Annotated in this window: 16 protein-coding genes; 10 read left to right on the top strand and 6 right to left on the bottom strand. The window is 74.5% G+C overall.

Features of this window, described 5'->3' with window-relative positions:
* Positions 1 to 233: 233 nt before the first annotated feature.
* The 3 genes from ABZ249_RS28995 to ABZ249_RS28985 are packed head-to-tail and all read right to left on the bottom strand — an operon-like array spanning position 234 to position 3,267.
* Positions 234 to 1,076, bottom strand: a complete 843-nt coding sequence (locus tag ABZ249_RS28995) for an ABC transporter ATP-binding protein (protein WP_255646488.1) — start codon at positions 1,074 to 1,076, stop codon at positions 234 to 236.
* The gene (locus ABZ249_RS28990) at positions 1,073 to 2,191 is read right to left on the bottom strand and encodes an iron chelate uptake ABC transporter family permease subunit (RefSeq protein WP_355269149.1); all 1,119 of its coding nucleotides are present in this window, start codon (positions 2,189 to 2,191) and stop codon (positions 1,073 to 1,075) included. The genes ABZ249_RS28995 and ABZ249_RS28990 overlap by 4 nt, the downstream gene beginning before the upstream one ends.
* Positions 2,188 to 3,267 (bottom strand): iron ABC transporter permease, encoded by a 1,080-nt coding sequence (locus ABZ249_RS28985; protein ID WP_355269147.1) that lies wholly within the window; start codon positions 3,265 to 3,267, stop codon positions 2,188 to 2,190. The genes ABZ249_RS28990 and ABZ249_RS28985 overlap by 4 nt, the downstream gene beginning before the upstream one ends.
* A 187-nt stretch (positions 3,268 to 3,454) precedes the next feature.
* Between ABZ249_RS28985 and ABZ249_RS28980 the strand changes: the two genes are divergently transcribed.
* From ABZ249_RS28980 to ABZ249_RS28935, 10 genes are all read left to right on the top strand, one after another.
* A complete protein-coding gene (locus ABZ249_RS28980; protein WP_355269145.1) occupies positions 3,455 to 4,474 on the top strand; it encodes an ABC transporter substrate-binding protein in 1,020 nt (339 codons plus the stop codon).
* A 92-nt stretch (positions 4,475 to 4,566) separates the two neighbouring features.
* Positions 4,567 to 5,832 carry an alanine racemase gene (locus ABZ249_RS28975; protein ID WP_355269143.1) on the top strand — a complete coding sequence of 422 codons (1,266 nt, stop codon included), beginning with the start codon at positions 4,567 to 4,569 and terminating at the stop codon, positions 5,830 to 5,832.
* A gap of 119 nt (positions 5,833 to 5,951) precedes the next feature.
* Entirely contained in the window at positions 5,952 to 6,536 is a 585-nt protein-coding gene (locus ABZ249_RS28970) for a GNAT family N-acetyltransferase (RefSeq protein WP_355269141.1), read from the top strand.
* A gap of 201 nt (positions 6,537 to 6,737) precedes the next feature.
* Complete coding sequence (locus tag ABZ249_RS28965; RefSeq protein ID WP_355269139.1) at positions 6,738 to 8,315, top strand: aspartate aminotransferase family protein; 1,578 nt, start codon at positions 6,738 to 6,740, stop codon at positions 8,313 to 8,315.
* On the top strand, positions 8,312 to 9,646 hold the full coding sequence (locus tag ABZ249_RS28960) for a lysine N(6)-hydroxylase/L-ornithine N(5)-oxygenase family protein (protein ID WP_355269137.1): 1,335 nt from the start codon (positions 8,312 to 8,314) through the stop codon (positions 9,644 to 9,646). Before ABZ249_RS28965 ends, ABZ249_RS28960 begins: the two co-directional genes overlap by 4 nt.
* Positions 9,643 to 10,842, top strand: a complete 1,200-nt coding sequence (locus tag ABZ249_RS28955) for an MFS transporter (protein WP_355269135.1) — start codon at positions 9,643 to 9,645, stop codon at positions 10,840 to 10,842. Before ABZ249_RS28960 ends, ABZ249_RS28955 begins: the two co-directional genes overlap by 4 nt.
* On the top strand, positions 10,835 to 12,646 hold the full coding sequence (locus ABZ249_RS28950; RefSeq protein WP_355269133.1) for an IucA/IucC family protein: 1,812 nt from the start codon (positions 10,835 to 10,837) through the stop codon (positions 12,644 to 12,646). Before ABZ249_RS28955 ends, ABZ249_RS28950 begins: the two co-directional genes overlap by 8 nt.
* Positions 12,643 to 14,457: an IucA/IucC family protein gene (locus ABZ249_RS28945; protein WP_355269131.1), complete on the top strand. Its 1,815-nt coding sequence runs from the start codon at positions 12,643 to 12,645 to the stop codon at positions 14,455 to 14,457. Before ABZ249_RS28950 ends, ABZ249_RS28945 begins: the two co-directional genes overlap by 4 nt.
* Entirely contained in the window at positions 14,454 to 15,884 is a 1,431-nt protein-coding gene (locus ABZ249_RS28940) for a glutamine synthetase family protein (protein ID WP_355269129.1), read from the top strand. Before ABZ249_RS28945 ends, ABZ249_RS28940 begins: the two co-directional genes overlap by 4 nt.
* A gap of 65 nt (positions 15,885 to 15,949) precedes the next feature.
* Positions 15,950 to 16,444, top strand: coding sequence for a flavoprotein (locus ABZ249_RS28935; protein ID WP_355269127.1), 495 nt, complete (start codon positions 15,950 to 15,952; stop codon positions 16,442 to 16,444).
* A gap of 195 nt (positions 16,445 to 16,639) precedes the next feature.
* Here ABZ249_RS28935 and ABZ249_RS28930 read toward each other — a convergent pair whose 3' ends face one another.
* The 3 genes from ABZ249_RS28930 to ABZ249_RS28920 are packed head-to-tail and all read right to left on the bottom strand — an operon-like array spanning position 16,640 to position 19,639.
* Complete coding sequence (locus ABZ249_RS28930; RefSeq protein WP_355269125.1) at positions 16,640 to 17,221, bottom strand: GNAT family protein; 582 nt, start codon at positions 17,219 to 17,221, stop codon at positions 16,640 to 16,642.
* On the bottom strand, positions 17,214 to 17,930 hold the full coding sequence (locus tag ABZ249_RS28925; protein ID WP_355269123.1) for a lasso peptide biosynthesis B2 protein: 717 nt from the start codon (positions 17,928 to 17,930) through the stop codon (positions 17,214 to 17,216). The genes ABZ249_RS28930 and ABZ249_RS28925 overlap by 8 nt, the downstream gene beginning before the upstream one ends.
* Positions 17,927 to 19,639, bottom strand: coding sequence for an albusnodin/ikarugamycin family macrolactam cyclase (locus ABZ249_RS28920; protein WP_355269121.1), 1,713 nt, complete (start codon positions 19,637 to 19,639; stop codon positions 17,927 to 17,929). Before ABZ249_RS28920 ends, ABZ249_RS28925 begins: the two co-directional genes overlap by 4 nt.
* Positions 19,640 to 19,662: the final 23 nt, after the last annotated feature.

Raw genomic sequence — 19,662 nt, 5'->3', positions numbered from 1 at the left:
GGTGGTCCCACCGGTCGCTCTCGACCTTGGCCGAGGTTCCACACGCACGGGTGAAACCGAGGTGAACGCCCCTACAACTCCCGCGCAGCGCTGAGTTGACCACTCTTCGCGACTCGGTGAACACCCACCGTCGGCCCTTGTCCGCGATGATCCACCACCGCGGACCACCGGGTCCAGACCCCACGCCCGGGGCCCTTTCCCGTTCCCCTGCCCCTGCCCGGTTCCGCCGCGCCCTATCCCCTCCCCTTGCTGCGGCCGACCGGCACCACCATGGGGCCGCCGGTGACCGGGTCCTCCACCACCACGGCGTCCAGCCCGAACGCCTCGCGCAGCAGCTCGGGGGTGAGCACGTCGGCGGGGCCGCCGCTGGCCAGCACCCGCCCGTCCCGCATGGCGATGACCGTGTCGGCGTAGCGGGCCGCGAGGTTGAGGTCGTGCAGGACCATGACGATGGTGCGCCCGCCCTCGTCGTGCAGTTCGCGCACCAGGTCGAGCACGTCCACCTGGTGGACCAGGTCCAGGAACGTGGTGGGTTCGTCCAGCAGCAGCAGGTCGGTGCCCTGGGCCAGCACCATGGAGATCCAGGCGCGCTGGCGCTGGCCGCCGGACAGCTCCGACAGCGGGCTGTCGGCCAGGTCGGCCAGCCCGGTCAGCTCCAGCGCCCGGGCGACGGCCTCGTGGTCGTCGCCCGACCACTGGCGGTACCAGCGCTGGGCCGGGTGGCGGCCGCGGGCCACGAGGTCGGCGACGGTGAGCCCGTCGGGGGCGGTGGGCTGCTGGGGCAGCACCCCCAGTACTCGGGCGACCTCCCGGGTGGGGGTGCGGTGGATGTCGCGGCCGTCCAGCTCCACCAGCCCGGATCTGGGGCGCATGAGCCGGCCCAGGGCACGCAGCATCGTGGACTTGCCGCACCCGTTGGGGCCGATGACACAGGTGACGGTCCCCTCGATGATGTCGGCGTCCAGGCCGTCGACGATGACGCGGTCGTCGTAGGCCAGGGTCAGGCCGCGGGCGCTCAGGCGCGCCCGGGCGTCGGAGGGCGTGCCCTCGGTGCGTGTGGTCTGCGGGGCGGTCACGCTTGGGTCCTCCGGTTGGCGCGGACGAGCAGGTGGATGAGGTACAGGGCGCCCAGGCAGCCGGTGACGACGCCGACCGGCAGCTGGATGTTGTCGAGCGCGGTGCGGGCCGCCAGGTCGGCCCCGCTGACCAGGGCGGCGCCCACCAGCGCCGACAGCAGCACGGGCGGCCGGGAGGTGCCGGGCCCGGCCAGGCGCAGGGCGATCTGCGGGCAGGCCAGGGACACGAACAGGATGGGCCCGGCGGCGGAGGTGCCGAACGCGGCCAGCAGCACCGCCAGGACGAGCATGGCCGTGCGGGCGCGCTCCAGGTCCACGCCCAGGCCGCGCACCACGTCGTCGTCGTAGGACAGGGCGTCCAGGGTGCGCGAGGCGGCCAGGGCGAGCGGCAGGAGCAGCACCAGGGCCAGGGCGACCGGGGCGGCGTTCTCCCAGGTCCGCATGCTCAGGCTGCCGGCGACCCAGACCATGGCCCGGCCGGTGTCGGTGACCTCGCCCAGTGTGAGCAGCCACAGGGTGAGGTTCATCAGGACGGTGGAGACGCCCACCCCCACCAGCAGCAGCCGGTAGCCGTCGACGCCGCCCCGGCGGGCCAGCGTGTAGCACAGCGCCCCGGCGGCCAGCCCGCCGGCCAGGGCGACGGCGGGCACGCCCAGCGAGGACAGGGCGCCGCCGCCGGAGAGGATGCCGTAGCTGCCGCCGAACGCCAGGACGGCGACCACCCCGGCGCTCGCCCCGTGGGTGACGCCGAGCAGGTCGGGGCTGGCCAGGGGGTTGCGCATGATGGTCTGGGTGACCGCCCCGGCTGCGGCCAGGGCGGCCCCGGCGAGCATGCCCGTCACCACGCGCGGCATCCGCACCCGCCACACCGTGAAGTAGTGCTCGTAGTCGGTGCCGATGATGTGCGCCCACACCTGGGCGGGGGTCAGCGGGGTCCGCCCCAGGGAGAGGTTGAGGGCGAGCAGCACCGTGAGGACCGCCAGGACCGCCAGGCACACGGCGATCAGGCGGGGGCGCAGCCGCAGCGCGACGGGGCCCAGGCGCAGGGCGGGGCGGCTGCGGCGCAGCCGGTCGCGCACCTGGTGCGCCGGGTGTTCGGGAGCGACGGGGGTCATAGGGCGAGGAGTCTCCGGCGGCGGACGATGTAGATGAAGAAGGGCGCGCCGACGAGGGCGAGCACGATGCCGACCTGGAGTTCGCCGGGCGGGGCCAGGAAGCGGCCCAGCACGTCGGCGGCCAGCAGCAGGATCGCCCCCATGAGGGCGGAGTAGGGCAGCAGCCACCGGTGGTCGGCGCCGACGATCCCGCGCGCCAGGTGGGGGACGATCAGGCCGACGAACGCGATGGGGCCGCAGGCGGCCACGGTGACGCCGGTGAGCAGGGTGATCGCGGTCAGGCCCACCACCCGGGCCCGGCCGACACGGTGGCCCAGCGCCTTGGCGGTGTCCTCGCCCAGGGCCAGGGCGTTGAGCGCCCCGGCGTTGGCCAGGCCCAGGGCGGTGCCGACGGCGACCACGGCCAGCATCGGCGGCAGGATCTCGGGATCGCGGCCGACCAGGGCTCCCACCCGCCAGAACCGGAAGTCGTCCATGGTGGAGCGGTCCAGCAGGACCAGCCCGGACACCACCGAGTAGGCGAGCCAGCTCACCGCGGTCCCGGCCAGCGCCAGTGTGACGGGCGTGGGTCCGCGTCCGGACACGGACCCGATGAGGTAGACCGCTGCCGCGGCGGCGCCGGCCCCGGCGAAGGCCAGCCAGGCCTGGGTGTACAGGGCGGTGATGTCGAAGAGCGCGATGCCCAGGACCACGGCCAGGGCCGCCCCGAAGGTGACGCCGAGGATGCTGGGGTCGCCCAGGGGGTTGCGGGTGTGGCCCTGCATGAGCGCCCCGGCCAGCCCCAGGGAGACGCCCGCCATGATCCCCAGCGCGGTGCGGGGCAGGCGGATGTCGTTGACGATGATGTCGGCCTCGGCCCCGGCGGTGGCGGTGAGCGCCTGCCATACGGTGTCCGGGCTCAGGGCCCGGGCGCCGATGAGCACGCTGCCCAGGGACGCCGCGCACAGCAGGAGGACGAGCACCGCCAGCCCGGCGAGGCGGCGCGAGCGGCGTGCGGCGACCGCGGTGTCCGCCGCGATCGCCCGCGGCGCGGGGGGATCCGCGTTACCGGGGGGCGGCCCGGAGGTGTCGTGCACCCGGACTCCTATCATGACGAAGGCCAGGCAATCCTAAGTTAGGTTTGCCTAGCCGTATCTGGATGGCCTAAGTTTGCCACGTCCCGGCCTGGAACGACACACCGCCCCGTGGTTCACGCCCCCCGGCCCGCCCTGGACCGACCCGCCCTGGACCGAACGTGTTCCCCGACCCTCATGGAGCCCCCGTATGACCCTGTCCACCCGGCCGCGCCGGCTGTTCCCGTCCGTCGCCGCGGCGGCCGTCGCGGTCGCCATGCTGACCGCCTGCGGCGCCGGCGGCCCCGAAGCCGCCCCCGAGGCCTCCAACGAGCCCTCCGACGGCTACCCGCGGACCGTGGAGCACTTCCTCGGCTCCACCGAGATCACCGCGGCCCCCGAGCGCGTCCTGCCGCTGGACGCCGCCTACGTGGACTCCACCCTGGCCCTGGGCGGCAACGTGGTGGGCTTCACCACGTTCGCGGAGGACGTCACCGAGCTCCCCGACTACCTGGTGGAGAGCGACTGGAACGTCGGCACCGCCGACGAGGCCGTCCCGGTGGGCCTGCTGTGGGAGGTCGACCCCGAGGCCGTGGCCGAGACCTCCCCCGACCTGATCCTGTCGGCGCAGGTCCGCCACGGCGACGGGTACGAGCAGCTCTCCGAGGTCGCCCCGACGGTCATGTCCGAGACCACCGGCGCCACCTGGAAGGAGAACCTCGTCCTCACCGGTGCCGCGCTGGACGCCGAGGAGGAGGCCGAGCGGCTGGTCGCCGAGTTCGAGGAGCGCGCCGCCGCCCTGGGCGAGGCGATCGTGGAGGCCAACGGCGGCGAGGCGCCCACCGTGTCGGCGGTCCGGTTCGCCGGCGACGCCGACGGCGTCCGCCTGTACACCCCGCAGTCCTACATCGGCGTGATCCTGGAGGACGTGGGCCTGGAGCCCGGCCCGGGCGTGGACACGGAGTCCGAGGAGATCGTCACCTACCACAGCCAGGAGCGCCTGCTCGACCTGGACGCCGACCACATCTTCGTCGCCACCTACGACGACGGCGGCGCCGACGGTGTCCAGGAGAGCAAGGAGGAGTACATGGCCGCTCCGCTGTGGGGCGAGTTGACCGGCGAGATCACCGAGGTGGACGACGAGTACTGGATCTCCGGTGTGGGCCTGATCGCCGCGCACGCGGTGCTGGACGACCTGGCCGAGATGTTCGGCGTCGACCCGCAGCGGTAACGGCGCGCCCCCGCCTTCCCCGAACGGGTGCGCGGCGCCCCGCCCGGCGCCGCGCACCCGCGCCGCCCCGCGACACCACACCGGGAGACCCCGTGGAACCGCCCCGCTCCTTCGAACACGCCCCCTGCCTGGACGCCGGCCTGATCCCCGCCCCCGTGCGGGCGGCCGCACTGGAACTGGCCGCCAGGACCGGGGCGGGCTATGTGTACGACCCCGCCCTGGCCGCCGACCGGGCCCGCACGCTGCGCAAGGCGCTGCCGGACTGGGCCCGGGTGTACTTCGCGGTCAAGGCCAACGGTTTCGAGTCGGTGCTGGCGCACCTGGCCGAGGCCGTGGACGGGTTCGAGGCGGCCTCGCTGCGCGAGGCGCGCGCCTCCCTGGCGGCGCTGCGCGAGCGGCGCGGCGGCCCCGGCGGGAGGATCGCGGTGAGCGGTCCGGGCAAGACCCCCGAACTGCTGGCCGGGCTGGCCCGGCTGCGCGCCGGACACGGCGCCGACGTGGCCGTCAACCTGGAGAGCGTCCTGGAGGCGCACCGGGCCTCGGCGGCCGCGGTCGACGCGGGCACGGTGCTGCCGGTGACGATCCGGGTCAACCCCGCCCGGGTGCCGGTGAGCGGTTCCCTGGTGATGGGCGGCACCCCGGGCCCGTTCGGGGTCCCCGAGGCGGAGGTGCCCGCGGCGGTGGAGGCGGTGCGCTCCCTGCCGGGCCTGGACCTGACCGGCTTCCACGTGCACGCGGTGAGCGGCAACACCGACGCCGCGGCGCACGCCGCCTACGTGCTGTGGTGCCTGGAGTGGGCGCGCGGCACGGCCGACCGGCACGGGGTCGACCTGCGCACGGTGGACGTGGGGGGCGGCCTGGGCGTGCCGTTCGAGGCGGGCGACGACGCCTTCGACCTGGAGGGGTTCGGCGCCGCGCTGGCGGACGCCCCCGACCCCGGCGTGGAGGTGGTGTTCGAGCCGGGCCGGTGGATCGGCGCCCCGGCGGGCTGGTACGCGGCCCGGGTGACGGACGTCAAGGCGTCCTACGGCGGGACCTTCGCCGTGGTGCGCGGCGGCATCAACCACTTCCAGCTGCCCACCTCCTGGGAGATCCGGCACAACTTCGCCGTGCTGGCGGACGACCTGTGGCCGTCCGGCGTTCCCCGGCCCGAGGCGCGCGGGGCGTCGGTGACGGTGTCGGGCGAGCTGTGCACCCCCGAGGACGTGCTGGCCCGCGATGTGCGGGTGGCGTCGGTGCGCGCCGGCGACGTGCTGGTCTTCCCCAACGCGGGCGCGTACGGGTTCGAGTTCGCCATGCCCGCGTTCCTGGGGCACCCCCCTGCGGTGCGCACCACCGTGGACTCCCGGCTGCCCTGACCGCGACCCCTGTGGCGCGGGACATGCATCCCCCTCTTGACACGACTTAGGTAAGCCTGCCCTAATTGGTTCGGCCTCCCCCGGCCCTGTACCCCTGTCCCCGACAAGGAGATCCCACCGTGTCCGCCTCCCCCGTCCCGACGGCCGACCCGACCTCCGTCACCTGGCGGATCGAGAACCTCACCGGAGCCGACGTCCTCGCCGACCCCTCCCCCTGGGTCCGGGCCTACGAGGAGGTCTACGCGCACGCCCTGCACCTGCCCGACCACCGCACCCCCGCCTTCGCCGAACGCCTCGCCTTCAGCGCCCGGCGGGAGGGCTTCCGGCTCACGTCCTGCCACGCCGACGGCGTCCTGGCCGGGTTCGCCTACGGGTACCCCCTGCCGGTGACCACCGGCTGGTGGAACGGCTTCACCCCGCTGCCCGGCGTGGACGCGGACGAGGTCACCGCCGAGTACCCGGGCCGCACCTTCGCCCTGTGCGAGGCCCTCGTCCCCGAACCGTTCCGGGGATCCGGCGTGGTCGAGCGCGCCTTCCCCCTCCTCGTCCAGGGGCGCACCGAGGAACGCGCCGCCGGGCTGGTCGCCGAGACCAACGCCCACGCCCTGGACCTGGTCCTGCGCAACGGCTGGACCCACGTCGGCGACGTCGAGCCCCATCCGGGCTGGCGCCGCCACCACGCCCTGACCATGCCCCTGCGCTGACCCGCGCCCCCGGTGCGCACGCCGCCGTGCGCGCCGGCGCTCCCCCTCCCGCCCGCCCCGCCCGGCGGGCACCGGGACGCGCGGCCTCCCCCGCCGCCCCCGGCACAACGCACCGACCGGGCCCCGCGGCCCGGGACTCCCCCGCCCTGCCCCGTCCGCGCGCCCGAACCGCCTCGGAGAGAAACAGGAGCCCCACGCCCCATGACCATCACTCCCGGTGGCGACACCGTGACCTGGGGAGCCGACGGCCTCACCGTCCCCGCCGACGCCTCCGCCCTGCTGCCCGACGCCCTGGCCGGAGCCCCCGGCGGCCCCGAGGCCGTGGCCGCCCTCCTGGCCGCGGCCGCCGACGCCCTGTCCGCGGCCCGCGAGGAGCGCGGCGGACCGCTGCCCGCCCGCACACCGCAGGAGGTGGCCGAGGCGGTCCGGACCGCCCTGGGCCCGCCGACCGCCGCACCCGAAGGCGACCGGAACGCCCCCGACCTGGCCGAACGGGTCCTGACCCGGCTCACGCACGCCCTGGCCGTGCACGCCGCCGACCCCGCCCACCCGCACTGCGCCGCCCACCTCCACTGCCCGCCACTGGCCGTGGCGGTGGCCGCCGACGCCGTCGCCTCCGTCCTCAACCAGTCCATGGACTCCTGGGACCAGGCCCCCGCCGCGACCGCCATGGAGACCCGGGTCATCGGCGAGCTCGCCGGCCTGGCCGGGTACGACCCCGAGACGGCGGGCGGCGTGGTCACCTCCGGCGGCACCGAGTCCAACCTGACCGCCCTGCTGCTGGCCCGCGACCACGCCCTGGCCGGGCCCGAGCGCGACCCCGTCCGCCACGGGGTGGCGCGGGCGGCCGCCGGAGCCCGCCCGCGCATCCTGTGCGGGGCCGCCGCCCACTTCTCCGTCCAGCGCTCGGCCGCCCTGCTGGGCCTGGGCGAGGACGCCGTCGAGACCGTCGACGTCGACTCCCGGCACCGGATGCGCCCGCGCGCCCTGCGCGAGGCCCTGGACCGGATGCGCGCCGACGGCGACATCCCCGTCGCGATCGTCGCCACCGCGGGCACCACCGACCTGGGCGGCATCGACTCCCTGGGCGCGATCGCCCACATCGCCCGCGAGTACGGGGTGTGGCTGCACGTGGACGCCGCCTACGGCGGCGGGCTGCTGTTCTCCCGCCGGCTGCGCGGCCTGCTCGCCGGGCTGGACCGGGCCCACTCGGTCGGGCTGGACCTGCACAAGCTCGGCTGGCAGCCGGTGGCCGCCGGGGTCCTGCTCACCCGGGAGCGCGCCCTGTTCGCCCCGCTCTCGCGCTCGGTGGACTACCTCAACCCCGCCGACGACGAGGAGGCGGGCTACCCCAGCCTGCTCGGGTACTCGCTGCGCACCACCCGCCGGGCCGACGTCTTCAAGATCGCCGTCACCCTGCGGGCCCTGGGCACCGACGGGCTGGGCCGCCTCGTGGACGCCTGCCGCGACCTGGCCCTGCGTACGGCTGCCAAAGTCACCGCCCACCCGCGGCTCCAGTTGGCCGACTCACCCTCCCTCACCACCGTGGTGTTCCGCTACGACGCCGGGGCCGACTCCGACGAGGTCAACGCCCGCCTGCGCCGCCGCCTGCTCCAGGAGGGCCGGGCCGTGGTCGGCCGCACCCGGATCAACGGCCGCGTGTGGCTCAAGCTCACCCTGCTCAACCCCGCCACCACCGTCGAGGACACGACCGCCCTGCTCGCCGAGGTCGCCGCCGCGGGCGACACCGAACTCTCCGCCCTGAAGGAGTCCCGTTGACCGCCACCCCCCGCCCCCTCGCCCACGGGGACGACGAACCGTACGACCTGGTGGGCGTCGGCCTGGGCCCGTTCAACCTGGCCCTGGCCGCCCTGGCCGACGGCGTGCCCGGCCTCACCGCGCGCTTCCTGGAGGCCCGGCCCGACTTCTCCTGGCACCCGGGCCTGCTGCTGGAGGGCGCCCGGCTCCAGGTGCCCTTCCTCGCCGACCTGGTGACCCTGGTCGACCCCACCAGCCCCTGGTCGTTCCTGTCCTACCTGCGCGAGCACGACCGGCTGTTCCCCTTCTACTTCTCCGAGCACTTCCACGTGCCGCGCCGGGAGTACGACGACTACTGCCGCTGGGTGGCCCGCTCCCTGGGCTCGTGCCGGTTCGACGCCCGCGTGGACGCCGTCCACCACGAGGACGGGGTCTTCACGGTGGAGCACACCGACGCCGCCGGGGCGGTGACCCGCACCCGCGGGCGCGCCCTGGTGCTGGGCATCGGCACCGAGCCGGTGCTGCCCGGGCCGCTGCGCCCCCTGGTGGGCGAGCGCGTGTTCCACGCCGCCGACTACCTGGAGCGGGCGGCGGGCCTGGACGGGGTCGACGACATCACCGTCCTGGGCTCGGGCCAGTCCGGCGCCGAGGTGTTCCTGGACCTGCTGCGCTCCCCCGCCCACCGCGACACCACCGTGCACTGGGTGACGCGCTCGCCGGCGTTCGCCCCCATGGAGTACTCCAAGCTGGGGCTGGAGCACTTCACCCCCGACTACACCCGCTACTTCCACGCCCTGCCCCAGGAGACCAAGGACCGCGTGGTCCCCGCCCAGTGGCAGCTGTACAAGGGCATCAGCGGCGACACCATCGCCGAGATCCACGACGTGCTCTACGAGCGCGGCATCGCGGGCGCCGACGTGGGGGTGAGCCTGCGCGCCCAGTGCGAGCTGCTGGCCGCCGAGGCCGACGGGGACGGGTTCGCGTTGCGGTTCCGCCACCGCGAGCAGGACGCCGAGTTCACCGTCCGCACCGGCGCGGTGGTCGCCGCCTCCGGGTACGCCCAGCGCTCCCCCGGCTTCCTGGCGCCCCTCGCCAAGCTCATCGAGACCGACGGACGGGGCCGGCCGCTCATCGACGGAAACCTGCGCCTGGCCACCGACCCGGCACTGACCGCCCCGATCCACGTGCAGAACGCCGAACTGCACACCCACGGCGTGGGCGCCCCCGACCTGGGCCTGGGCGCCTGGCGGGCGGCCGTCATCCTCAACTCCCTCACCGGGGGCACCGCCTACCGGCTGCCGGAGCGGACGGCGTTCACGTCGTTCGGCGCCCCGGCCGGGGCCCGGCGGTGAGCGGGGCCTCGTTCCGCCGGCTGTACCTGCTGGTCGTCCTGCTGCACCTGGTGGGCGACGTGGCGCTGAGCCCGTTCTACCCGCAGCTGTTCGAGCGGCTGTTCGGGGTCACCGACCCGGCGGCCACCGGCGTGTACATCTGGGTGTGCCGGGTGACCGCGCTGGCGGCCATGCCCCTGTGGGGCCTGCTCGCCCGCCGGTTCTCGCTGTCGTCCCTGGTGCTGGGCTCCCTGGGGGCGGCGGCGGTACTGGAGCTGGCGCTGGCCGCCTCCCCGGCGTACCCGGTGTTCCTGGTGCTGTCGGCGGTGCAGGTGGCGGTGACGATGGCGTTCACCCTGGCCTATCCGGCGTTCGTGGGCACCGGAGCCGACCGGGTCCGCGACGTCACCGTGTTCGCCTACGTGGTCAACGGCGGCACGGTGGCGGCAACCCTCATCGGCGCGGGGATCATGGCCCTGCCCCAGCCCCGCTGGGGCATCGCCGCCTGCGCGCTGCTGTACGTGGCGCTGGCGGTGCTGTGCCACCGCAGGCTGCCGCGGGAGCGGCGCGCGCCCGCGGTGGCCGACTCCGCCCCCGAACCCCGGACGAGGGCTCCGCGGGGCGCGGTGGCGGCGATCGCCGCGGTGAGCGCCGTCGTGCTGGCGGTCGAGACCGCACGGCTGGTCGTGCGCCCGTTCTTCACCCTGTACGCCCAGGACGGCGGCGCCGGCACCACGGCCGCCGCCGTCCTCTTCCTGCTCCCGCAGGTGGCCGTGCTGGCGGTGCTGCCGCTGGCCGGGCGGGCGCACGCCCTGCTGGGCCGGGCGCTGCTGCCGGCCGCGTGCCTGCTGGCCGCGGCCGGGCTGGCCTGGCAGTTCCTCACCGTCGACCCCGTTCCGCTGGCGCTGGGCCGGGTGGTGTTCGGCGTCGGGCTGGGGCTGGGACACGTGGCCCTGGACCTGAGGGTGTTCGCCGTGACCGGCACGGACGGTCCGGCGTTCTCCGCCGTGGCCACCGTGCGCGTGGCCGCGACCCTGGTCAGCCCGGTGGCCGCCACGGCCCTGGCCGCGGGCGGGGCGGGGCTGCCGCTGGCGGCGGGGGCGGGGCTGTTCGCGGTGCTCGCGCTGCTGCTCTGCCTCCCCTCGCGCCCGCCTCCACCGCCCGGGACCTCCGACGACCCGTCCGCGCACCGCACCGAAAGACCGCACCATGTCTGAGAACGCACAGTCCACCCACGACGCCGACCTGTGGCGCCGGGCCGGGAGCCGCCTGCTCGCCCACATGGTCGGCGAGATGGCCTACGAGGAGATGATCGTCCCCGAGCCCGCGGCCGGGCCCGGGGCGCCCGGCGGCTCCCCCGCCTGGCGGCTGCCCGTGGACGACGGCGTCACCTACGCCTTCACCGCCCGGCGCGGCGGCTTCGGCTCCTGGCACGTGGACGCCGACTCCTTCGTCCGCACCGGCGCCGAGGGCCCCGAGCCCGCCTGGGACCCCACCCGGTTCGTCACCGACGCCCAGAAGACCGTGGGCCTGCCGGGCGACTCCCTGGCCGAGGTGGTGCGCGACCTGCTGGCCACCCACGCCGCCGACGCCCGCCTGCTGGCCGCCGCCCTCCCGGCCGCCGACCTGGCCGACCTGCCCTACGAGGACCTGGAGGGGTACCAGACCGGCCACCCCTGCATCTTCGTCAACAAGGGCCGGCTCGGCTTCTCCGCCGACGACGCCGCCCGCTACACCCCCGAGGCGCGCGGCGCGTTCCACCTCGTGTGGATCGCCGTCCACCCCGACCTGGGCGCCTTCCAGTCCATGGCGGGCACCGACCGGGCCGCCCTGGTCGCCGCCGAGATCGACGGGGACCAGCGCGCGGAGTTCGCCGAGCGGATCCGCGAGCGCGGCGGCGACCCCGACGCCTACCTGTGGGTCCCCGTCCACCCCTTCCAGTGGGACGAGGTCGTCGCCCCGCTGTTCGCCGCGGAGATCGCCCTGGGCCGGGTGGTGCGCCTGGGCGAGAGCCGCGACCGCTACCGCCCCTTCCAGTCCATCCGCACCCTGATGAACCTGGACCGGCCCGACCGGCTCAACGTCAAGGTGCCGCTGATGATCCGCAACACCCTGGTCTGGCGCGGGCTGTCGGGCACCCAGACCGGCTGCGCCCCGCACACCAGCACCTGGCTGCGCGACCTCGCCGAACGCGACGCCTACTTCGCCGAGACCGGGGTGGTGATGCTCGCCGAGCGCGCCTCGGCCACCGTCCCGCACCCGGTGTTCGCGCGGATGCCGCAGGCCCCGTACCGGTTCCACGAACTGCTGGGCGCCATCTGGCGCGAGCCGGTCCACCGCCACCTGCGCGGGGGCGAGCGCGCCCGCACCATGGCCTGCCTGCTGCTGCGCGGCTCCGACGGGCGGCCGCTGGTGGCCGAGCTGATCGAGCGCTCCGGGCTGGGCGTGGAGGCCTGGCTGGAGCGGTTCGTCGCCGCCCTGTTCCCGCCGGTGCTGCACTACCTGTACCGGTACGGGGCGTCCTTCACCCCGCACGGGGAGAACGTGGTGCTCATCCTGGACGAGGACGAGGTCCCGGTGCGCATCGCACTCAAGGACTTCGGGTCGGACGTGGAGCTGCTCCCCTTCGACCTGCCCGAGTACGCCGGGATCCCCGAGCACGTGCGGTCGGTGCTGCACCGCTGGAGACCGGAGGAACTGGCGCACTCGGTGCTGTCGGCGATCTGCGCGGGGCACCTGCGGTTCCTCGCCGACATCGTCGAGCACGACCTCGGGGTGCCGGGGGCGCGGCTGTGGGCGCTGGCCCGCGCCCAGGTACTGGCCTACCAGGCGCGCTTCCCGGAGCTGGCCGAGCGCTTCGCCTGGTTCGACCTGCTGGCGCCCCGGGTGGGGCGGGTGGCGCTCAACCGCGAGCAGCTCATGGGCGGCGGGTTCCACGAGCGCGCCGAACGCGACGCCGAGTTCGACGTCATGCACGGCCTGGTGGACAACCCGCTGGCCGTCCCCGGGGAGGAGGAGTGAACGACGTGGCCCGCACCCCCGCCGCACCGCTGCCGGTGCCCGCCGAGCTGACCGCCGGGCACTGGGACCGGGCCTGCGACCTGCTGTCCGCCAAGATGGTCGCCGAGCTGTGCTTCGAGTACGCGCTGGTCCCCGAGGCCGACGGCCCCGGCCGCTGGAGCGCCGCCGTGGGCGCCGCCCGCTACCGGTTCGAGGGCCGGCGCACCCTCCTGGACGGGTGGCGGGTGCTGCCGGGGGTCACCCGGGTCGGCGCCGACGGGACCGAGGCCCCGGCCTCCCCGTTCGCCCTGCTGCGCGACCTGGGCGCGGCCGGGGTCGTGGACCCGGCGGTGGAGGCGTTCACCGTCGGTGAGCTGACCGCCACCCTGTCGGCGGACGCCCGGCTGGCCGTGGAGCGGCGCACCGCCGCCGACCTGGCCGACCTGCCCTACGCCGACCTGGAGGGGCACCAGACCGGGCACCCGTGGATCTTCGCCAACAAGGGGCGGGTGGGCTTCTCCGCCCGCGACCGCGCGGACTTCCCACCCGAGGCGCGGCGGCCCGTACGGCTGCCGTGGATCGCGGTGCACCGCTCCCTGGCCGAGTACCACGGGGTGCCGGGGCTGGAGGAGCAGGTGCTGCGCGCCCGCGAGCTGGGCGGGGAGACCGTCGCCCGGTTCACCGGACGGCTGGCGGCGGCGGGCGCCGACCCGGACGCGTTCGTGTGGCTGCCGGTGCACCCGTGGCAGTGGGACGAGGTGGTGGTGCCCCTGTTCGCCGCCGAACTCGCCCACGGGCTCATCGTCCCGCTGGGCGAGGCCGCGGACGACCACCTCCCCCAGCAGTCCATCCGCACGTTCACCAACCTGACCCGGCCGGACCGGTTCAACGTCAAGCTGTCGCTGGCCATCCTCAACACCATGGTCTACCGGGGCATCCCCACGGAGCTGTGCCGGGCCGCCCCGGTGAGCACGGGGTGGGTGCACGCGCTGCGCGCCGGGGACGCGTTCCTGGCCGAGCGCCACCGGGTGATCCTGCCCGGCGAGGTGGCCGCGGTGGCGGTGCGCCACCCGGTGCTGGAGGACATCCCGGACGCCCCGTACCGGCACCGGCAGCTGCTGGGGGCGCTGTGGCGCGAGCCGGTCGCCGGCTTCCTGGAGCCGGGCGAGCAGGCGCGGACCCTGGCGGCGCTGCTGCACGTGGACGGCGAGGGCCGGGCGTTCACGGCGGAGCTGGTGGAGCGGTCCGGGCTGGACCCCGAGGAGTGGCTGGCCGCCCTGTTCGGGACGGTGCTGCCGCCGCTGCTGCACCTGCTGTACCGGTACGGCCTGGCGTTCAACCCGCACGGGGAGAACACCATCGTCGTCTACGACGAGCGGGACCGGCCGGTGCGGCTGGCGGTCAAGGACTTCGTGGACGACATGAAGCTGCTGGACGCCGACCTGCCGGAGTACGAGGGGCTGCCGGCGGAGGCGCTGGGGGTGCTGATGCGCTTCGACGCCCGCGAGCTGACCTCGTCGGTGGCCAAGTCGCTGTTCATCGGGCACTTCCGGTACCTGGCACCGCTGGTGGAGGAGCAGCTGGGGGTGGGCGAGGAACGGTTCTGGGCGCTGGTGCGGGCCGAGATCGACCGGTACCGGGCGGAGTTCCCCGAGCTGGCCGACCGGTTCGCGCTGTTCGACCTGCTGGCGCCGGAGTACGAGCGGGTGTGCCTGAACCGGGAGCGGCTGCTGGGCGGCGGCTACCACGACCGCGCCGAGCGCGACGCCGAGTTCCACCTGGACGCCCCGCCGGTCCCCAACCCGCTGCACACCCCGGAAGAGAAGCGATGAGCACGACGATCGGCGACGGACTGCCGCCCCTGTACGAGACCCTGCCGCCGTCGCCCCCGCCGCCGCCGTTCCCGGTGCCGCTGGAGCGGCTGCGCGCCGACGTGGAGGCGGGCGGGATCACCGACGTGATCGTGGCCCTGCCCGACCTCCAGGGGCGGGTGCAGGGCAGCCGGGTGGCGCCGCGCGACTTCGCCGAACGGGTGCTGGAGAACGGGTTCGACGCCTGCCTGTACCTGCTGGCCACCGACGTGGAGATGGAGTCGCGGCCGGGCTACGCCACCGACCCGTGGGGCGGGGGGCTGGGCGACTTCGCGATCCTGCCCGACCCCGGCACCCTGCGGTACCTGCCCTGGGACCCGGGGACCGCGCTGGTGCTGGGCGACGCCCTGGACGCCGACGGGCGGCCGGTGCCGGTGGCGCCGCGGCAGGTGCTCAAGGAACAGCTGGAGCGGCTGGCGGAGCGGGGGTGGCGGGCGCTGGCGGGGACGGAGCTGGAGTTCCTGGTGTTCCGCGACTCCTACCAGGAGGCGTTCGAGGGGGGCTACCGGGGGCTGACCGCCGCGACCCGGTTCAACTCCGACTACGCGCTGCCGGAGGTCGCCGAGATCGACCCGCTGATGCGGCGGATCCGCACCGCGATGGAGCGGACGGGGATGCGGGTGGAGTCGGCGCGCGGCGAGTGCCACCCGGGGCAGTACGAGATCGTGTTCCGCTACGACGACGCGCTGCGGACCTGCGACAACCACGTCGTGTACAAGGCGGGCGCCAAGGCGCTGGCGGCCCAGGCGGGCGCGGCGCTGACGTTCATGGCCAAGTACGACGGGGGCGAGGGGAACTCCTGCCACGTGCACCTGTCGCTGCGCGACGGGGCGGGGGCGCCGGTCTTCGCCGACGACGGGTCGGGGCGGTACGGGATGTCCGGGCACATGGAGCACTTCGTGGCGGGGCAGCTGGCGTGCATGCGGGAGTTCGCGCTGCTGCACGCGCCCAACGTGAACTCGTTCAAGCGGCTGTCCCCGCAGGCCTACGCGCCCAGCTCGATCGCGTGGGGGCTGGACAACCGCACCTGCCCGGTGCGGGTGGTGGGGCAGGGCGAGTCGGCGCGGATCGAGTTCCGGGTGCCGGGCGGGGACGCCAACCCGTACCTGTCGGTGGCGGCGATCATCGCCGCGGGACTGTACGGGATCGACCAGGCGCTGCCGCTGCCGGAGCCGACCGCGGGCGACGCCGGGGCGGCCCCGGACCTGCCGCGGCTGCCCGCCTCCCTGGAGGAGGCGGTCCTGGCCTGGGAGAACAGCGACATCGCCCGCGCGGTCTTCGGCCTGGACGTCGTCCGCCACTACGCCGCCGCCGGGCGGGCCGAGCTGGCGGCCTTCTCGGCCACCGTCACCGACTTCGAGCGCCGCCGCCACTTCGAGCGCGGCTGACGCGAACGCCCCGCCGGGCCTCCCCGGCGGGGCGCCGCCCGTCCGCGGCGGCCAGACTGGACCGCATGCGAACCCTGTACCTCACACTCTCCGGGGCCACCACCGCACCGGAGGAGACCGCCCCCGACCTGGTCCGCCTGCTCCAGGACGAGGGGTGGCGCGTCACCGTGCTGTGCACGCCGACGGGCACCCGCTTCCACGACCTCGACGCGCTGGAGGAGCTGACGGGCGAACCGGTGCGCGTGGACTTCCGCCGGCCGGGGACCGGCGTGAGCCTGCCCCCGCCGGACGCGGTCCTGGCCTGCCCGTGGACGTTCAACAGCACCAACAAGACGGCGCTCGGCATCACGGACACGTTCGCGGTCGCGCTGGTGTGCGAGATGATCGGCCGCGGCGTGCCGACGTTCCTGGTGCCCAAGGCCGGGGACGCGCTCGCGGGGCACCCGGCCTGGGACCGCAGCCTCGGTTTCCTGGACGCCGTCCCCCACGTCACCCTCCTGCGCGGCCCGACCGGCGGCCTCCCGACCTGGCGCCGGGTCGCCGACGCCCTGGCCGGCTGAAACGGGACACGCCGGGGCCGCCCCTGCCCCGAGGGGCGGCCCCGGGTGAGTCGGCGGTACTTCAGGTCCACAGGGCCGGGGAGGCGCGAATGCGGTCGGTCGGCTCGGCAAGCACGGGAAGCTTCACCCTCCGTCGCCCTTCCCCCCGATGATGAACGGCCGCATACGCCGAAGCCGATGTCCGTACGGTCCGGATCAGTCACCCTCGCCCACGATCACCGATGGCCATGGGAAGTCCTCGGGCAGGGCGTCCATGACCACCTCCCCGCAGCGCCGCCCCCGCCAGGCCCCCGCGCTACGCAGCATGCCCACCTCCCGGAACCCAGCCTTGGCGTAGGCGGTGCGCCCTGCGGCATTGGGCTCGAGCACCTTGAGCCAGACCATCTCCAACCCGATCACATGGAAGGCGTAGTCCAGGGTCAGCCGCGTGGCCGCTGTCCCCACACCCCGGCCGCGACTCTCCGGCGCGACGACCAGAACGAACTCCGCCGTGCGCACCTGGTGGTCGATCAGCAGACTCGCCAACCCGCACGGCACCGGTCCACCGCCCTGCGTGTCGTAGACGGTGAATCGTACCTGGTCGGGCGCCCCTCGCAGCTGGTGTTCCAGTCCCTCGGCCCGCGACTCCGCGCTCTCGGGAACCTGCCGCCCGTATCCGAGCACCGCACCCGGATCGCTCTCCCACCGCCAGTACTCCCGGGCCAGATCAGCCCGCAGCGCCCCCAGCGCGATGCCCTCGACCCGCGCCCACAGAACCGGTTCGGCGATGTCACTCACAGGACTCCTCGAAGGATGTGTAATCGGTGATGTCGTCGGCTTCGGCGACCGGTCGGCCGCCGACCTCGACCCAAGCGTGCAACCGCACCGGATCGGTGGCCGCCCCGTGCCGGAACACGGCCTGGTACCCCGCCCGGTGCAGGGCGACGGTGGTCGCCGCGGCCTCCTCCCAACATGCCACGCGCAGCGGCAGCAGGCGGCCGATCCTCCTTACCGCGTACGCCGCCGCCTCCGCCGCGGCGGGCTCGGGAGGACCCATCGCCGTCCGCCCGACCAGACGCCGGGTACGGGCGAACGCTCTTGTACGACCGAGCACCCCACCACCCAGGACAAGCAGCAGCGCGCAGGCTCCCAACGCATACCAACGCGGCGAGGAACGGGGAATCGGCGCGAGCGCGGCGGGGCTCTCCCGTGTTCCCCAACTGGATGAGGAGGGGATCCCCGGTCTCACCCTGTCCCAGGCCTCGGATTCCTCTCCCCCGACGAGGACTCCTGAGTTCACCAACGCCGCGACGGCTCGCTCCCGAGCCGAGGAAGACAGGACCGAAGTCGCGCCTCCCGCACGTTCCAGGTGCGAGATCAGCCGAGCGGCCTCCCCGGAGAGCAGCAGCAAGGCCCCCGTCTCCACGTCCAGGGCGACACAGACGGACGGGAAACAGATCAGCCGCAGTTGCGAGGCCGGCACAAGGTGCGGTGGAAGTGCCGTCATCCCGCCTCCTGCCGTTCCCGGCTCCGGGTCCACTCGGTCGGAGGGCTCGCCTCGACCACACGTCCCCACACCTCGGCGGAGACCACCGGCTCCAGCAGCCCCCAGGGGGCGTCCCTGCCCAGCGCCGCCAGGTAGAGCTCCTGTCGTAGCGCTTTCGGGTCGATCAGACCGTGACCGGCCAACCAGCCGTCCAAGAGGTCCGACACCTCCGAAAGCCGTGCACGCAACCCCAGGTGGTGGTCGGCATCGGTGCCTCCCTTGGTGCGGCGTCGCGTGATCGCCTCCGGCAGGACATCGCGCATCGCCGCCACCAGCTGCGGCTTGTAACTCCACGGCGACCCCCGATCCGTGACACGGAATGTCAGGGCGGTCTCCATGACGGCCCTGTCCAGGAACGGAGCCTCCAGACGAACCCCGAAAGCCCCGGCGAACTGCGCATCGGCATGGGCGGTGCGCCCGATACCGCGCAACGCGAGAAGTTCCGCGTCCGAGCGCAGGAAGCCGACCACACCACGGCCGCCTCCGGGGGCCGCCATGGTCTGTGCCTTCAAGGTGAGCCAGCGGGAGGAGACCCCGTCCCCGGCCCGGGGCGACTGTCGCAGGAGGCCCACCGGGGAACGCCGGTCGAGCTTGGCCCACCCGTGCAGGTCACGAAGGGCACGGATCACGCGACCTCGCGACGCCGACCTCAACGCGGACTCGGGCGACTGCATCAGCAACGCGTCGCCGCCGTCACCGGTCATGTGCAGGGTGCTTCCCGCGATCCTGATCCGCTCATAGGCGACGATGTGCCGGGCACAAGTGATGGTGGACGGAGCAGGCTCATCAGTCGGCGGCATTCGTGCCAGGCCGCTGTAGGGGAGTTCGCTCTCGTTCAGGGCCAGCAGTTCGTGGCGCATGCCGAGCCGTCCGTGCGCGGCCTCTCGTGCATGATCGAGGTCGCCGCCGTGGTCTCTGGAGACGGGGTGGACCGTCCAGGCGGTCAAATGCCGAGCGCCCGTGGCCCGCTGCTCGGCGAGGAGACACAGGGAGGTCGAGTCCAGGCCTCCGCTCAGATCACAGGAGAGAAGCTCCGCCTGTGCGAGCCGCACCTCCACGGCGCCTGTCAGCGCCTTCCCGAACCGGGGCACGGCCTCGGTCCGGGGCAGCGTCCTGGGCGATGACCACCACCGGTCGGCCACGGCCTGTCCTCCGCGACGCATATTCAAGCGGTGCCCTGGAGGAACGGCGTACACCTGCTGGAATGCGCTTCGCTCAGGCAGGTGCGGTCCTGCCGGGTCCACGAGCAGGCCCGACACCCAGGCCAGGTCCACTCCGGTACCGGTGAGGCCGGACAGGGCACGGCTGGAGGACGCCCACACCACTGAGCCCTCCACCTCGCAGAAGTAGAGGGGGAGCGCGTGTACGGGATCGGCGAACACCGTCGCCCCGCCATGGTGGGCGACGACCACCGCGTACGTGCCGGCCCACGAGGGAGGTCCTGCACGCCAGGCTCCTTGTAGCCAAGCGCGCAGATCGTCTTCGGACACCGTGTGGCTGCCGAGTACCGCACCCGTCAGCGGGCCGGCCCCGGCGACGGTGACAGTGGGCCCGGCACCCGGGCCCACCGTCCACAGCGCCCCACAGGAGAGCTCCACTGACCAGGTCGGGGACATCGGTCGCGGGGCGGAGGACGTGGAGGCGGTGACCACCCCGCCGAACCAGCCCATGGCTTCTCCTGTCTTTGAGGCAC

Origin of the sequence: Nocardiopsis sp. NPDC006139, from assembly GCF_040614155.1 — a bacterium.
Lineage (GTDB): Bacteria > Actinomycetota > Actinomycetes > Streptosporangiales > Streptosporangiaceae > Nocardiopsis > Nocardiopsis changdeensis.
The sequence above is the reverse complement of the archived record's forward strand: the minus strand, read 5'-3'. Positions and strand labels throughout refer to the sequence as shown.

Bases quoted from the DNA above. Each gene is read 5' to 3' on its own strand.
- ABZ249_RS28990 (WP_355269149.1), bottom strand. From the start codon at position 2,191: ATGACCCCCGTCGCTCCCGAACACCCGGCGCACCAGGTGCGCGACCGG.
- ABZ249_RS28980 (WP_355269145.1), top strand. From the start codon at position 3,455: ATGACCCTGTCCACCCGGCCGCGCCGGCTGTTCCCGTCCGTCGCCGCG.
- ABZ249_RS28965 (WP_355269139.1), top strand. From the start codon at position 6,738: ATGACCATCACTCCCGGTGGCGACACCGTGACCTGGGGAGCCGACGGC.
- ABZ249_RS28950 (WP_355269133.1), top strand. From the start codon at position 10,835: ATGTCTGAGAACGCACAGTCCACCCACGACGCCGACCTGTGGCGCCGG.
- ABZ249_RS28940 (WP_355269129.1), top strand. From the start codon at position 14,454: ATGAGCACGACGATCGGCGACGGACTGCCGCCCCTGTACGAGACCCTG.
- ABZ249_RS28935 (WP_355269127.1), top strand. From the start codon at position 15,950: ATGCGAACCCTGTACCTCACACTCTCCGGGGCCACCACCGCACCGGAG.
- ABZ249_RS28925 (WP_355269123.1), bottom strand. From the start codon at position 17,930: ATGACGGCACTTCCACCGCACCTTGTGCCGGCCTCGCAACTGCGGCTG.
- ABZ249_RS28920 (WP_355269121.1), bottom strand. From the start codon at position 19,639: ATGGGCTGGTTCGGCGGGGTGGTCACCGCCTCCACGTCCTCCGCCCCG.